The 15,886-nt window shown below is 37.1% G+C and carries 18 protein-coding genes; 10 read left to right on the forward strand and 8 right to left on the reverse strand.

Going from position 1 to position 15,886, the window contains the following annotated elements; genetic code table 11:
- Positions 1-12: 12 nt before the first annotated feature.
- The 8 genes from WA338_RS02650 to WA338_RS02685 all read right to left on the reverse strand — a co-directional run bounded on the left by WA338_RS02650 (position 13) and on the right by WA338_RS02685 (position 3,677).
- Complete coding sequence (locus WA338_RS02650) at positions 13-720, reverse strand: lycopene cyclase domain-containing protein (protein WP_009778897.1); 708 nt, start codon at positions 718-720, stop codon at positions 13-15.
- 16 nt (positions 721-736) lie between these two features.
- Complete coding sequence (locus WA338_RS02655) at positions 737-1,015, reverse strand: DUF5676 family membrane protein (RefSeq protein WP_009778898.1); 279 nt, start codon at positions 1,013-1,015, stop codon at positions 737-739.
- Positions 1,016-1,032: 17 nt separating this feature from the next.
- The gene (locus tag WA338_RS02660) at positions 1,033-1,251 is read right to left on the reverse strand and encodes an SHOCT domain-containing protein (RefSeq protein ID WP_009778899.1); all 219 of its coding nucleotides are present in this window, start codon (positions 1,249-1,251) and stop codon (positions 1,033-1,035) included.
- Between the two features lie 19 nt (positions 1,252-1,270).
- On the reverse strand, positions 1,271-1,489 hold the full coding sequence (locus WA338_RS02665; RefSeq protein ID WP_009778900.1) for a heavy-metal-associated domain-containing protein: 219 nt from the start codon (positions 1,487-1,489) through the stop codon (positions 1,271-1,273).
- Positions 1,490-1,500: 11 nt separating this feature from the next.
- A complete protein-coding gene (locus WA338_RS02670; RefSeq protein ID WP_009778901.1) occupies positions 1,501-1,770 on the reverse strand; it encodes a hypothetical protein in 270 nt (89 codons plus the stop codon).
- A gap of 51 nt (positions 1,771-1,821) precedes the next feature.
- A complete protein-coding gene (locus WA338_RS02675; protein WP_009778902.1) occupies positions 1,822-2,424 on the reverse strand; it encodes a WG repeat-containing protein in 603 nt (200 codons plus the stop codon).
- Positions 2,425-2,495: 71 nt separating this feature from the next.
- Positions 2,496-3,077: a helix-turn-helix domain-containing protein gene (locus WA338_RS02680; RefSeq protein WP_009778903.1), complete on the reverse strand. Its 582-nt coding sequence runs from the start codon at positions 3,075-3,077 to the stop codon at positions 2,496-2,498.
- Between the two features lie 177 nt (positions 3,078-3,254).
- A complete protein-coding gene (locus tag WA338_RS02685; RefSeq protein ID WP_040532538.1) occupies positions 3,255-3,677 on the reverse strand; it encodes an HYC_CC_PP family protein in 423 nt (140 codons plus the stop codon).
- A gap of 198 nt (positions 3,678-3,875) precedes the next feature.
- Here WA338_RS02685 and WA338_RS02690 point away from each other — a divergent pair, with 198 nt between their 5' ends.
- From WA338_RS02690 to WA338_RS02735, 10 genes are all read left to right on the forward strand, one after another.
- Positions 3,876-4,310, forward strand: coding sequence for a hypothetical protein (locus WA338_RS02690; protein ID WP_009778905.1), 435 nt, complete (start codon positions 3,876-3,878; stop codon positions 4,308-4,310).
- A 78-nt stretch (positions 4,311-4,388) separates the two neighbouring features.
- A complete protein-coding gene (locus WA338_RS02695) occupies positions 4,389-4,805 on the forward strand; it encodes an HYC_CC_PP family protein (protein WP_040532540.1) in 417 nt (138 codons plus the stop codon).
- 103 nt (positions 4,806-4,908) lie between these two features.
- Positions 4,909-8,649: an efflux RND transporter permease subunit gene (locus WA338_RS02700; protein ID WP_273016838.1), complete on the forward strand. Its 3,741-nt coding sequence runs from the start codon at positions 4,909-4,911 to the stop codon at positions 8,647-8,649.
- Positions 8,646-9,863 (forward strand): TolC family protein, encoded by a 1,218-nt coding sequence (locus tag WA338_RS02705; protein WP_273016837.1) that lies wholly within the window; start codon positions 8,646-8,648, stop codon positions 9,861-9,863. Before WA338_RS02700 ends, WA338_RS02705 begins: the two co-directional genes overlap by 4 nt.
- Before the next feature lie 83 nt (positions 9,864-9,946).
- Positions 9,947-12,352 (forward strand): multicopper oxidase domain-containing protein, encoded by a 2,406-nt coding sequence (locus tag WA338_RS02710; protein ID WP_273016836.1) that lies wholly within the window; start codon positions 9,947-9,949, stop codon positions 12,350-12,352.
- Positions 12,353-12,354: 2 nt separating this feature from the next.
- Positions 12,355-13,650, forward strand: a complete 1,296-nt coding sequence (locus WA338_RS02715) for an APC family permease (protein WP_009778910.1) — start codon at positions 12,355-12,357, stop codon at positions 13,648-13,650.
- 49 nt (positions 13,651-13,699) lie between these two features.
- Entirely contained in the window at positions 13,700-14,086 is a 387-nt protein-coding gene (locus WA338_RS02720; protein WP_009778911.1) for a DUF302 domain-containing protein, read from the forward strand.
- A gap of 38 nt (positions 14,087-14,124) precedes the next feature.
- Positions 14,125-14,754: a DUF3347 domain-containing protein gene (locus WA338_RS02725; RefSeq protein WP_009778912.1), complete on the forward strand. Its 630-nt coding sequence runs from the start codon at positions 14,125-14,127 to the stop codon at positions 14,752-14,754.
- Complete coding sequence (locus tag WA338_RS02730) at positions 14,755-15,207, forward strand: heme-binding domain-containing protein (RefSeq protein WP_009778913.1); 453 nt, start codon at positions 14,755-14,757, stop codon at positions 15,205-15,207.
- 18 nt (positions 15,208-15,225) lie between these two features.
- Positions 15,226-15,771, forward strand: coding sequence for a DUF3347 domain-containing protein (locus WA338_RS02735; RefSeq protein ID WP_273016835.1), 546 nt, complete (start codon positions 15,226-15,228; stop codon positions 15,769-15,771).
- Positions 15,772-15,886: the final 115 nt, after the last annotated feature.

A 15,886-nucleotide genomic window follows, 5' to 3' on the forward strand; every position in this document is an offset into this window, starting at 1 on the left:
TATAGTTTTAAATTAATTACGTGCTTTATTTAAGTGTATAAGTTTTCGCCAATAGATGTGTTCGTACAATCCAGACCAGTACATTCCAAAGGTGAAGGCGAACAATAATTCTTCAAAGGGGATTCCCAGAACCAGAATATGGGTTAGGCTGTCAAGGTTCCAGTACAGCTCAACATATTGCGGATAAAATGGAAGGATACTTCCAAAGTATATGAAGTATAATACCGTAAACAAGATGCCCCCAACCCATATCTTTCTTTTTAAATCTGGGCGACAGTATAATGTTGCTAAACCACCTAGGAACATCGCTATAGTACCACAATAAATATGGTTTAATGATGTAAATAGTGCTAATATTAAAAACACGATTGCTGGTACAAATAAGATGTATATATGCAAGCGATGTCTTCTGTGATTTCGCTCTGTATGTGTTATTTCTTGAAAGGTTTGTTTAAAAATAAGATTATAAAGTACCACACCTATACCACCGATTGCAAAAGAAAAAATGAGACTTTCGATATCAAACCTTGTTTTTTCAGCCAAATCAAAAAGCGAAGGTGGCATCCAATATTCTGGCACAAACAATGGTTCTGTTAAGCCAAAAGGCAATGTAATCAGGCTCATCTTGAGCATTTCTTTTCTAGAATCTTTCTTGAAGAGATATATTACTGCCCAAAGCGCCAGGATAATTAATGACCATATAAACCAGACGTATTGCATAAAATGTTACAAGCTTTTATTTTTTTATTTTAAGTTGTGCGTTGTAAAATGCCGCAATACAGGCACCAACCAGCCAACCCAGTATGAAGGTCTGTATGATTCCTAAACCAGCTTCCCACAGTGGAACATCCATTCTGATTATACTTGTAGTGTCCAATCCGTGCAAAAGGCTGTTGAAAAAGTCGATTGTGGCTTCCCTACCTGCAGTTGACATCACTATCATACAGCCCAAATAGATTAATGCTCCGGTTAGACCAAAAGCAAACCCGAGTTTTTTTACGTTTAATCGGTACATAATTTTATAGTTTTGAATTAATTATCTGATTTTAGAATCTTTTTTGATTCTTCATATTCCTCCTTTGTAATGAAGCCTTCAGCAAATCTTTTCTTAAGAATGTCTAAAGGATCTTCTTTTTTTGTTTTTTGATATGGTATATCTGTTGGAATGAAAAATATCCAAGCCAATAAAATAATCCATATAATCCACCATATTAGGTGCATACCCCCAAAGTGTCCGTCGTATAAATGCATAATTTTTAGTTTTAAATTGTTATTGATTTATTTTTGAAATTGTATATCCGTTGAGTTCATCAAGTTGCTTTTGTATGTCTTCAACCGAGAGCGTTTCGTTCATAGTGATAATTGTAGCACCTTTTGGTGCCAAAAAAATCTCTGCTTTTTCGATATTAGGATGATTCTCCAAGGTTTTCTTGACCCTTGCAACGCATCCGCCACAACTGATTCCGCTTATTTGAAATTTTTGTTTCATAACATTTGCTATTAATGATGTTGATGTCCTTTTCTTTTCTCTGTTGAACCATCATCAGACTGCTTTTCATTATGTTCGTGATTATTATGGTTTCCATTGTTGTGTCTGTGTCCTCCGTGGCCGTGAGACCCGTGAGGCATAAACAGGTGAATGGCGAACATAAATAATATGAAGATGAAAAGGGAAGAGCCTCCTCCTATACCAAAAGAAGGTGCTAAAAAGATGAACAGAAGCGGTAAACCACAGCCTATAATCATCCATATCCAGTGATTGTTTTTCATAATCTTTAGTTTTATTACTTTTTTATTTTTTCTTTAAGTGAATACATCTTACTACTTGATTTTTCTTAAGTTCCATTTATTTTCATCGCTTTTTACTGCTATCAGATTATCAGAAATAAATTTAGATGTGATAACAGGTGGTTCTTTGCTTTTAGAGTATTTTGGGGAAATATGTAAAGCCAATTGGGTAAGGTGGTCTAGAGAATTTCCGTTCTCATCGATGACCACCTCAAAATAATGGTAGTTAACAACATCTTTTTTAAAAATATCATTAAAGCCTATGGTCTCTTTATGTACTATTAATGCCAAGGTCTTGTTACCTTGAAAGTTTAAGACATTTAGAAACTGTGGTTCGATACTTATGTTTCCTTTTTTGTCAATAAACCCATAAAGGAGTATATCATCTTTTTTCTGCGCTATAATACATTTTCCATTACTGAACAGAGGATAGTAGCCTTTGTCGGTTTTGGTCTTTACCAAGTCTTGTCTAAAATCAATGATTATAGAGCCGTTTTGGTCAATAAATGCCCAGTTATTTCCTTTTTTTACTGCTGAAAGACCATCGTGAAAAGGGGATACAAAGTCAATGTTTTCTATGGTTTGTCCAATTCCCAGTATTGGGATAATTAATAATGTGAGGAAGATTGTTTTCATTTTTTATACATTTTAGTTTGATGAAAATAGCGAATGACATTAGCCTTTATCTGCATAACTTTCGTTCTTATCTACATAATTTCATCGTAATAATTTCGCTTCCAATTTTCTGTGTTTTTGTAATCTGTCATACTCATTCCAACCACATCCTTAAATTGTCTGGATAAGTGATTTACACTGCTGTAATCCAATAAGTACCCTATATCAGAGAAGGAATGCTGTTTTAGCTGTATGAGTTCCTTGACTTTTTCAATTTTTAATTTTATAAAGTACTTTTCAATGGTGGTCTTTTCCTTAGATGAGAACAGTTTGCTCAATGCCTTGTAATCTCGGTGAAGGGTTGATGATAAATGTTCTGAGGTCTTAACTTTTAGCGTTAGCGGTAGCTCATCAAGTTGTTCGATTAGAATAATTTTTATTCTTTCAACAAGCATATCTTCTTCACTTTTTACTATCTCAAAACCATTTGCGTGCAGCACTTGGGTAACCTCTTGGTTAATTTGTGCCTTGCTTAGGTCTGGTGCTTCTACTAAAAGCTTTCCTAGCTCTAGGGAAAGGACCGTTATTCCTAGTTCTTGTAGTTCTTGCTTAATTACTTTTAAGCAACGACTACACACCATATTTTTAACCCAAAATTCTTTTGGTTGTGTCATATCTAATAGGGTATTGTTATTGGGCTTTTGCTCAATAGCCAATCCTGTAATTGTATGTTTACAGGGTAATTTGCAAATAAAACTGTAGGGAATAGGGTACAACAGTTTACAGCCAAAGACTAAGCGCTGGCTATAACCAATTGTGCAGTAAAAGGGCTTTTACTGCTATGTAGAAAATCAAATTAAGTAAATCTCGTATAGAGTATGGATGTCCTTAGACAACAAGGGCGGCCTGTAGGCCTCGAAAGGAACTATATTTTTATCTAGCCCTTCAAAAAGGTTAATGTAGGAGTAAATAAATGTTTTTAAGAATACTAATTGGTCAGCTTCTAAAACCGTAGTTGATTTTTTGAAGCTGTCATTAGCTTCTTTAAGTATAGTCTGATTGTCGCAACAATCCTTTTCTTGTAATGATGTACATTTTTTAAAAGGATTATTTTCCTTTTGAACCTTGTCCTTGCAAGCTTCAGCTCTGCTGAAGAATGCCATATCCACTAACTTATTACAGCAAAAATGCATATTTACTGTAAAGAAAGAGGTTGATAGCCAAATAAATGCTGCCAAAAAGAAAGACAATATTTTTGTAAAAAATGTTTTCACTAGGTAAAGTTAAGAAATTTTGTTTAACATTTAAGTAAAATAAGTTTTGCTTTCAATACGCTCATTATTAATATTTTATGAATGTTAAACAAATTTCCATTCATACAAATATAAATCTAAAGATTAAACAGAATAATGACTTTTGTCATATTTCAGTAAAATACAGATTGATATGTTTGTAGAATTAAATACTTAGTTATGAAGAAGATACTGATTGCGATACTGGCAATTACAATTGTACAGTCAATATTTTCTCAAGAGAGAATATCTGAACTTTCTTTTGAATATGAAGCGTCTTCTAGAGGGTTCTATCAAAGAATTAAAGTTGAAAAAGGTATACTTTTTTTTCAGGAGAACAGAAATAAAAGTAAAGATGTTACTGTTGAAATAGATGAAAAGCAATGGGAAAAATTAGTTGGATTGGTTAAAAAAGTAGAGCTTGAAAGTCTTTCCTTATTTAAGGCTCCATCTAAGAGAAGGGAAATTGATGGTGCTGCCATTGCAAAATTGAAAGTGATTAAAAACGAGAATGAATTCACGTCTACTAACTTTGACCACGGCAACCCGCCATTGGAGATTAAAAACCTTGTAAATTATATTATTTCATTAAGTCAATCAGGTAAAAAGGATTGATATTTTACTCAAAAAAATAATCTAAATTTATGTTAAACAAAATTAAAATGTTGAAATTTTTGTAGCTTTGCAGAACCAATGAAGAAGGTTTTTTATAAAATAGTATCCTTTTGTATGGCACTTTTAGTGTTCCTATCTACATTGTCTTTCACAATTGAAAGTCATTATTGTGGGGATGTTTTAGTGGATACTTCAATGTTAGATGCTGTAGATACCTGTGGTATGGAAACCCAACAAAAAACTGATTCTTCGGAATGCAGTTTGGCTAAAAAAGACTGTTGCAGTAACGAGCAATTAGTTGTTGATGGTCAAGATAACTTAAAACTTTCTTTTGATAAATTAAATAAAGAGCAACAGAAATTAGTTGCTACATTTATTTACACCTATGTAAATCTGTTTGCAGAACAACAAACAGAAAAACCTACTTTCACGGATTATTCTCCGCCTCCCTTGGTCAGGGATGTTCAAGTTTTAGACCAAACTTTCCTTATTTGATTTTTAAGTAATTAGTACTGTAGTCCAACATTAAATTGATTGGACTAAACTGCTTGGTTTTTGTTTTAGACAACAAAATTATAATTACTTAAAAATCATTTATATGCTAAATAAAAGCATCAAATTCTTAATAGAAAATAAACTAGTAGCGGTTCTGTTACTAGCCTTATTCGTGGCTTGGGGAGTTGTAAACGCACCTTTTGAATGGAATACCGGTTCCTTACCACGCAATCCTGTAGCGGTGGATGCCATTCCTGATATTGGGGAAAACCAACAAATTGTATTTACTAAATGGGATGGGCGTTCGCCACAAGATATTGAAGACCAAATAACCTATCCGCTTACCACTTCACTTCTTGGTATTCCTGGGGTAAAGACCATACGGAGTTCTTCAATGTTCGGTTTTTCCAGCATTTACATCATTTTTGAAGAGGACATAGAATTCTATTGGAGTCGAAGCCGTATTCTCGAAAAATTAAATTCGTTACCTGCTGGATTATTGCCCGACGGAGTAAATCCCGCACTAGGTCCGGATGCTACAGGTCTCGGGCAGATTTACTGGTATACTTTGGAAGGCCGCGATGAAAATGGAAATGTGACTGGTGGTTGGGATTTACAGGAACTTCGTAGTATTCAAGATTTTTACGTGAAATATGCATTGTCCTCGGCGAGTGGTGTTTCAGAAGTAGCCTCTATTGGTGGTTACGTTTTAGAATACCAAGTAGATGTCAACCCAGAGTTGATGAAACAGTATAAAATTGGCTTAAATGAGGTTGTTAAAGCAGTTAAACAAAGTAATCAAGATGTAGGCGCCCAGACCTTAGAAATCAATCAGGCTGAATATCTAATCCGTGGTTTAGGGTATGTTAAGTCTATTTCAGACCTGGAGAATGCAGTAGTTACTTCAGAAGATTTTACCTCTATACGCTTAAAGGATATTGCCAACGTCTCTCACGGCCCTGCGACAAGAAGAGGGCTTTTAGATAAGGAAGGTGCTGAAGTTGTTGGTGGTGTTGTAGTAGCCCGTTATGGCGCTAACCCTATGGCGGTTATTAATAATGTTAAGGAGAAAATAAATGAACTAAGTTCGGGCTTACCTTCTAAAACACTGAACGATGGAAGGACATCGCAGTTGACCATTGTTCCTTTTTATGATAGAACCGAACTCATACAGGAAACATTAGGAACACTTGATGAAGCATTGACTCTAGAAATTTTGATAACCATTTTCGTAATTATCATTATGGTATTCAACCTTAGAGCATCTGTATTGATTTCAGGACTATTACCTGTGGCGGTATTGATGGTTTTTATATCAATGAAGTTATTTAATGTAGATGCCAATATTGTCGCCTTATCTGGTATCGCCATCGCCATTGGTACAATGGTAGATGTGGGAGTTATTCTATCTGAAAATGTATTGCGTCACATAGATGAAAATGACCAGAACCTACCAATGAATACAGTAGTATATAACGCCACAGCCGAGGTTTCTGGTGCTATTCTAACTGCTGTTATGACTACAATAATAAGCTTTATTCCTGTATTCACTATGATAGGAGCTGAAGGTAAGTTATTTAGACCTTTGGCTTTCACAAAAACAGCGGCACTCACAGCATCTCTTATAGTGGCATTATTTCTTATACCACCTTTTGCAGCCTATTTTTTCAGAAAGCGTAATGTGAAAATTTCTTTTAGATATATTCTCAATATTGCTTTAGTAATAATGGGTCTGTTAGCAGTAGTTTTTGGCTTTACCCTTGGGCTTATACTGATTGCATTTGGTATTGTTGGTTTACTGTCTATTAAAGAAAAAATATCGGCAGATAGAGCCAATATAATCAACATATTTATTTCAGCCTTTGCCATTGTATTCTTGTTGGCGGAATATTGGAGACCATTAGGTGTAGATAGAAGCATTTTCTGGAACTTAATATTTGTAGGCCTAATATGCTTTGGCCTGTTGGGTATATTTACGCTTTTTAGGAGCTATTACGTGCGCATATTAAATTGGGCGTTACGCAATAAACTCTTGTTTCTATCGATACCTACTGCTATTGTTGTCTTCGGTGTTATGATAATGCGGAATACGGGTAAGGAATTTATGCCATCACTTAATGAAGGGTCTTTTCTTTTAATGCCCACATCAATGCCCCACGCTGGAGTTGAAGAGAATAAGCGCGTATTGCAACAACTAGATATGGCCGTTGCTAGCATCCCAGAGATTGAAACGGTGGTTGGTAAATCAGGGCGCACAGAATCGGCTTTAGACCCAGCACCGTTGTCAATGTATGAAAATGTAATTCAGTACAAGTCTGAATACATTTTAAATGATAAAAGAGAAAGACAACGATTTAAAGTTAATGAAGATGGTCTCTTTATGTTAAAGGATGGTAGCTTGGTTACAAATCCAAATGTTGAATTGGAAGTAGACGAAGGCAAGTATGATGCCACCTTATTAAAAGACCCTTTTAACATTACTGATAGACAACTTATACCAGACGACGATGGTGAGTATTATAGAAACTGGCGACCAGAAATTGAATCGCCCGATGATATTTGGAAAGAGATTGTAAAGGTAACTAAACTTCCCGGAGTTACTTCAGCACCTAAATTACAACCTATTGAAACCCGATTGGTAATGCTTCAAACGGGTATGCGAGCACCAATGGGTATCAAAGTGAAAGGGCAAGATTTAAATGAGATAGAAGCCTTTGGAGTGCAATTGGAGGATATATTAAAACAAGCCGACGGTGTTAAGGATGAAGCCGTTTTTGCAGACCGAATAGTTGGTAAACCTTACCTTTTATTGGATATCGATAGAGACAAGCTTGCTCGTTATGGTATTTCCATACAGCAGGTACAGCAAGTGATACAAGTGTCTATAGGTGGTATGGTGCTTACACAAACTGTTGAAGGCAGGGAGCGATATGGAATACGCGTACGTTATCCAAGAGAGCTACGTGCAAATCCAAATGATTTAAAAGATATTTATGTTCCGGTAGAAAAGGGCAACCCAGTACCCATAAGTGAATTGGTTACCATTCGTTATGAGCAAGGACCACAAATCATAAAAAGTGAGGATACTTTTTTAGTAGGTTACGTGCTCTTTGATAAGTTGGATGGTTATGCCGAGGTAGATGTGGTAGAAAACGCCCAAGCACTCATACAAGAGAAGATTGATAATGGACAGCTTGTTGTGCCAAAAGGAATTAACTATCAATTTACAGGAACCTATGAGAACCAATTAAGGGCCGAAAAAACACTTGGTGTAGTTGTGCCACTCGCATTGCTAATTATATTTCTCATTCTTTATTTCCAGTTCCGTTCTGTTGCAACATCCCTTATGGTTTTTACAGGTATTGCCGTGGCTTTTGCAGGAGGCTTTCTAATGATTTGGTTTTATGGACAGGATTGGTTTTTGAACTTTAGCTTCTTTGGTGAAAACCTACGAGACCTGTTCCAAATGCACACTATAAACTTGAGTGTTGCCGTTTGGGTTGGGTTTATTGCATTGTTTGGTATTGCTACAGACGACGGAGTGGTAATGGCAACCTACCTCACACAGACCTTTGATAAAAACAAGCCTAAAGACAGAAAAGGAATAAGAGCGTCAGTAATTGAGGCTGGAGAAAAGCGTATCCGTCCTTGTTTGATGACGACGGCAACAACCATTCTTGCCTTGTTACCAGTACTCACTTCAACAGGTAGAGGAAGTGATATAATGATACCAATGGCTATTCCAAGTTTCGGAGGTATGTTAATTGCACTAATAACCTTATTTGTTGTACCGGTATTATTTAGTTTGAAACACGAACTTCAATTAAAAAAAGCTACAAAATGAGAAATATAATTCTATTGGGAATTGTCTTTTTCGCTTTCGCGAAGATTAATGCACAACAATTAGCCTCTTACATTCAGGAAGCTCAAGATAACAATCCCGAGATTCAAGCTTTTGAATTACGCTACAACATAGCAGAAGAAAAAGTTAATGAAGCTAATACCTTGCCAGATACACAAATTAGTGCTGGCTATTTTATAAGTGAACCCGAAACCCGTACAGGAGCGCAACGGGCACGATTCTCTATTTCGCAGATGTTGCCCTGGTTCGGTACCATAACGGCAAGGGAAAACTATGCCAGTTCAATGGCCGAAACCGAGTTTGTTGAAATTGCCATTGCCAAACGGAAACTCGCACTATCGGTATCTCAATCCTATTACAAGCTCTATGCCATAAGGGCGAAGCAACTCGTGCTCGATGAGAATATCGAACTATTGGAAACCTATGAGCGTTTGGCGTTAACCTCGTTGGAAGTGGGTAAAGCATCAGCCGTAGATGTTCTTCGGCTTCAGATAAGACAAAACGAACTCGTTCAACAAAGAGAAGTATTGGAAGAGGATTATCAGGCCGAACAGACGCTGTTCAACAATCTTTTAAATAGAGATGAAACGATGACCGTAGACATTATAGAGGATATGATGATTCCAGATGTTGACCCTCAGGTCCTAAATGAGAACCTTCAACTGAACCCAGAACTCATAAAATACGATAAGCTGTATGAATCTGTTGAGCAGGCCGAGTTATTGAACCAAAAGGAAAGCGCACCCAATATTGGTTTTGGGCTGGATTATGTACCAGTTTCAGAACGCCCGGATATGAACTTTAGCGATAACGGTAAGGATATCGTGATGCCTATGGTATCCCTGTCCATACCTATATTCAACAATAGGTACAAATCTGTAACCAAACAGAATGAACTGAAACAGTTGGAGATAAAGTCCCGGAAAGAAGAGCGGCTCAACAGCCTCGAAACACGCCTCGCACAAGCAGTTTATAACAGGAACACAATGAGAATCAAATTTAATGTGCAGACGGACAATTTAAAACAGGCGAATGATGCCGAAGAAATCCTGATTAAGAATTATGAAACGGGAACCATCGATTTTAACGATGTACTGGATGTACAGGAACTACAGTTGAAGTTTCAAATCAATTTAATCGAATCTATCAAAGGATACTATACAGAGTATGCCAACATAAATTATCTAATAAGATAATATTAAATTTTTAACAGGCAATGTATACAGCTAAAACGAATTAGTTTAGAAAAAAAATTTAAAAATAGTTAAAACTACAAATTATGATTAGAAAAATAACAATACTATTTGCGCTGCTCATAACATATATGGGTAATGCCCAAGTAGGCACCAACGGACAAGATAGAAAAGAAGAAGGAAGACCGGTTAAGGAGTACAACCTTACTATTGAAGAAAATGAAATGACGCTCGCTGGTGTAACCGCTAAAGGAATGACCATCAATGGCGGAATTCCCGGTCCAGTTTTGGAATTCAACGAAGGAGACCTTGCTATAATCAACGTAACCAATAAAATGGATGAAGAAACCTCAGTGCATTGGCACGGTTTGATACTTCCCAATTTTTACGATGGTGTACCCTATTTAACCACGCCACCTATTAAACCCGGAACAACTTTCCAATACAGAATACCCATCAACCAATCGGGTACGTATTGGTACCATTCCCATACAATGTTACAAGAGCAAAAGGGTGTTTATGGGTCTATTATTATTCACCCAAAAGAAAAAACGTTGGATTATGATAAAGATTTGGTGGTGGTTTTGTCAGATTGGACCGATGAAAAACCAATGAATGTATTACGAAACCTTAAAAGAAATAACGAGTGGTATCAAGTAAAAAAGGGTACGGCTGTTTCATTGAGCAGGGTTATCAAGGAAGGCGCATTCGGCGCTCAGCTCAAGTTTTGGAGGGACCGTATGGAAGGAGCCGATATAGCAGATATCTATTATCCTGCATTTCTGACCAATGGAAAGTCGTTAGCGGAATATCCCGAATTCAAACCAGGCGAAAAAGTACGGCTTCGCTTTATCAATGCATCCGCTTCCACTTATTATTGGTTGGACTTTGGCGGTGGCAACCCGATGGTCGTTGCGGGCGACGGTATTGATGTGGAACCTGTAGCAAAAAGCCGTTTCCTCTTCGGTATTGCCGAGACGTATGATGTTATCGTAACTATTCCCGAAGGTACTTTGGAAGTTACCGCCACCGCTCAGGACGGTTCCGGTAGCACCTCGTTGCGCTTGGGTAATGGAACCTTGTACCCAGCCGAAAGAATTGGCAGACCTGATAAAGTGGAGATGATGAAGCAAATGGCCAAAATGGATATGAAGATGGGTGCACCTGCAATGGTGGGTAACAAAAAGAAAAAAACACCCGAATATCTGAAAGAAAATTACGGGATGAAAATGGATATGAAAGATGGCCAGATGAATATGGGAATGCAAGACAAAATGTCAATGAATAAAGGCGAAATGGGCGATAATATGAAGATGGATGACCATAAGCAAATGAAGATGGATAAAAAGATGGACGGTATGGCAGGAATGAAAAAAGATTCAATGCCAATGAAATCTACCGATCCTTCGCATAAGATGGTTGGCCATATGGGTCACGATATGTCTATGATGCAGAAGGATACCGCATCCTTTGATTACAGCACGCGTAAAACCTATTTCAACTATGATTTCTTAAAAGCGAAAGAAAATACCACCTACAAGGCTGATTTGCCCGTAAACGACATTCTATTAAACCTGACCGGAAATATGCAACGCTACATCTGGAGTATGAACGGTGTGCCACTTTCCGAAACCGATAAGATTAAAATCAAGGGTGGCGAGGTAACCCGTATTACGCTCAACAACCTAACAATGATGCACCACCCGATGCACCTTCACGGTCATTATTTCAGGGTAATCAATGAAAATGGGGAACGTTCACCATTAAAGCATACCGTCAATGTACCGCCAATGCAGAAAGTGGTTATAGAGTTCTACAATGAAGAGTACGGTGATTGGTTCTTTCATTGTCACGTCCTATATCATATGATGGGTGGTATGGCAAGGGTGTTTAGTTATGATACCCCAAGGGATAAAAGAATGGAAGATTTTCCCGTTCAAAAACTCATCGATGAAACAGACCATTATTATTCTTGGGGATTGGTTCGTGCAGGCTCAAACTTTAACGAACTCTTTTTAACATCCAGCAACATCCGCAATGAATTTGGATTGAGAGCAGAATTCGATTATGACAAAAACCTTGAGGCGGAAGTAAATTACAATAGGTACCTAAATGACTGGGTACGTCTCTATGTAGGTGTAAACACCGAAACGGAAATACCTGATTCCTTTGATGAGTTAAATACTGTTGGTCTTATTGGGGTAAAATACTTTACGCCCTACAGGTTCAATGTAGATGTGAGTATGGACCATCAACTACGCCCAAGGGTACGCCTGGATAGGGAGCTATTGATTTTTCCTAGGATTTTTCTGGAAGGCGAATACGAATACAGAGCAGACTTTGGATGGGTCAATGATTTAGGAGATAGCTCTTATGAGAGCGAAACACAATGGTTGGTAGGTCTTTCGTACATCTTCTCTAGAAATTTTTCAATACAAGGAAACTATAACAATCGATACGGCTGGGGTGGCGGTCTATTAGCACGATTTTAAAAATGGCAGAGTATAAAAAAAATAGTCTCAGTTTAACAGGTGCGGTATCGTTAGGTACAGGTGTGATGATAGGTGCCGGAATATTTGCATTATTGGGTCAGGTAGCCGAATTATCTGGGCAATGGTTCCCATATGCATTTTTGATAGGAGCCATTATTTCAGGATTCAGTGCCTACACGTATGTTAAGATGTCCAATGCCTACCCTTCAGCGGGAGGAATTGCTATGTATTTAAAAAAGATATATGGTAAAAGTGCATTGACTGCCTCAGGAGCTTTATTAATGGCTCTTTCAATGATAATCAATGAAAGTTTGGTAGCCCGAACCTTTGGTTCGTACACATTGCAGTTATTTGATGTAGGGGAAAATAGTGTATGGGTGCCCATTTTAGGGGTAATACTATTGGTAATTGCTTTTCTAATTAATATCTCTGGTAATAATATCATAGGAAAGTCTTCTTTGGTAATGGCAATCCTTAAAATTGGTGGTATAGCCATATTTGCCATTGGTGGACTTTGGGCAGCAGGATTCTCGTTTTCAGAAATTGTTCCTTCAGAAAACCTAACTGAATATCCGTTAACCAACTACTTAGGTGCTCTGGCATTATCAATTTTAGCTTATAAAGGTTTTACGACAATTACCAATAGTGGTGGTGAAATTATCAATCCTAATAAAAATGTAGGTCGAGCTATCATTATTTCATTGCTTATTTGTACGGTCGTATATATGTTGGTGGCCTTTGCAGTCTCATCTAACCTTTCTATTGATGAAATAATAAAAGCTAAAGACTATTCCTTGGCGGAAGCATCTAGACCTGCTTTTGGAAAGTATGGACTCTGGTTTACAGTCGGTATCGCTATCGTGTCAACAATTTCAGGGGTTATTGCCAGTATTTTTGCTGTTTCGAGAATGACGGCAATGTTGACCGAAAAAGAACTGATACCTCATAAGCATTTCGGGATGCCAGGTCGGTTACAAAAGCATATGCTGGTGTATACGGTTGTCTTAGCATTAGCACTTACCATTTTATTTGACCTAACAAGAATTGCCTCATTGGGAGCAATATTTTACTTAATAATGGATATCGGAATTCATTGGGGCGTACTAAGAAACTTAAGGCAAGATGTAGATGCTAAACCGGCAATATTGATAACTGCAATTTTTCTCGATGTAGTCGTTCTCGGAGCTTTTTTATGGATAAAAGCGAGTAGTGACATTTTAGTTGTGGTTGTTGCAGCAATATTGATGGTGTTAATCTATTTCGGCGAGAAATTGTTTTTAAAAACTAATACTACCTAATGATAGCAAAAAAAATGAAGTAATAATTAATTCAAAAATAAATAGAAATATGAGCTACTACTTTAATAAGACAATCAATGGAACCTTTGAAGGGATTATTGATAAAGTTACACAAAAATTAAAAGAAGAAGGTTTTGGAATACTCACAGAAATTGACGTATCAGAAACCCTGAAGAATAAATTAGACGTGGACTTTAAGAAGTATAAGATTTTGGGAGCGTGCAATCCACCCTATGCCCATAAAGCGTTACAAGCTGAGGATAAGATTGGAACGATGCTACCCTGTAATGTTATAGTTCAGGAAATTGAAGCAGGAGTTTTTGAAGTTGCTGCAGTAAATCCTATGGCATCTATGCAGGCTGTAGAGAATGAAGATTTAGAGAAAATTGCGGACGAGATTTCGGCAATGTTGGAAAACGTCATTGAAAAGCTATAGAACACTAAAAATAAATACAAACATAAATCAAAAACAAAATGAGCAAATTAAAATTAGTATTAGGGATAGTTACAATAGCATTTGTAACCCTAACAGTAGTGTCTTGTAAGGACGCTAAAACAGACAAGAATAATTCAACAGAGCATCATTCAGAGATGAATGCGGATGGAGACCATTCAAAAATGAATCACGACAATAGTGATGGTCACCACGATGGAGAGAAAAAGGAAATGGCAATGAGTGGAGATGGCAATCCACAAGCAGTCTTAAATGACTACTTCAACTTAAAAGATGCCTTGGTAGCAGATGATAATGCCAAAGCCAAAGAGCTGGGAGCAATCCTTGCAACATCCTTAGGCAAGCTTGATATTTCAAAATATACGGGTGCCCAGAAATCAGATTTAAAGGACATTGTTGAGGATGCGGTAGAACACGCAGAGCATATATCAGAAAGTGATATCGCACACCAGCGAGAGCATTTCAAAATATTGAGCAAGGATATGACTGATATGGTAGCAATCACAGGAACAAAGAATACTCTATATCAACAATTCTGTCCAATGTACGATGGGGGTAGCGCTTGGTTGAGTATGAGTGAGGATATCAAAAATCCATACTACGGAAGCAAAATGTTAACCTGCGGAAAAGTTCAAAAAGAAATCAATTAAATGAAGGCTGTAAAAATCATAGCAATAGTATTGTTGGTTGCCTTTGTGGTCATACAGTTTATTCCTGTAGACCGCAATCAAAGCGACAGTGTCCCAAAAACCGACTTTATGTTGGTGAATGATGTCCCAAGTGATATCAAGGACAAGTTGCGGGTCTCTTGTTATGATTGCCATAGTAACAATACACAATACCCTTGGTACAACAAGGTGCAACCTGTGGCTTGGTTTCTTGAAGGACATATAAAAGAAGGAAAATCAGAGCTAAATTTTAACGAGTGGGATGCTCTATCAAACCGTAGAAAAGCCAGTAAGCTAAGGTCCATCATTAAACAAATTGAAAGTGGTGAGATGCCTTTAGCTTCTTACACCTTAATTCACAAGGATGCCATTTTTTCAGAAGAAGAAACTAAGCAGGTTGTTAAGTATATGGAAAATTTAAAAGATAGTTTATAAATAAAAAAAACAGATAAGATGAAAAATTTAAAAATGAATATAGCAGTGATGCTATTGTTAGCAGTTTCTTTTACCAACGCACAGGAAAAAGAAAAAATGGGTCACAAACATCATCACGATAAAATGATGAATATGAAGAGTGATTTAAAGTCCGAAGCGATTTTAAGTGATTATTTCAATCTAAAAGACGCATTGGTAGCGGATGATTCAAAGAAAGCAGCTGCGACAGGTACTAAATTGGCGGCTTCACTAAAAGCATTTGATACGTCAAATTATACCGAAGAGGAGCAAAAAGAATTGACTGATATTATTGACGATGCTATGGAGCACGCAGAGCATATTGCAACAAGCGATATTGGTCATCAAAGAGAGCATTTTAAAACATTAAGTAAGGATATAACGGATATGGTGGCTATCACAGGTTCAAAGAATATGCTTTACCAGCAGTTTTGCCCAATGTATGATAAAGGCAGTGCTTGGTTGAGTGCAAATGAAGAAGTTAGAAACCCATACTATGGAAGCCGAATGCTAAAATGTGGAAAAGTTCAAAAGACTATTCATTAGATAATCCCTCGCCAAGCATCTTTTTTTCTGGTTTATTAGTTAACAGAAGCACACAAGATGTAGAGGATAACTTGATTGGTCTTTAAGTCCTGTCGTGGGAAGGAAAAATAGATGA

This window comes from Leeuwenhoekiella sp. CH_XMU1409-2 (genome assembly GCF_037029365.1).
Classification (GTDB): domain Bacteria; phylum Bacteroidota; class Bacteroidia; order Flavobacteriales; family Flavobacteriaceae; genus Leeuwenhoekiella; species Leeuwenhoekiella blandensis.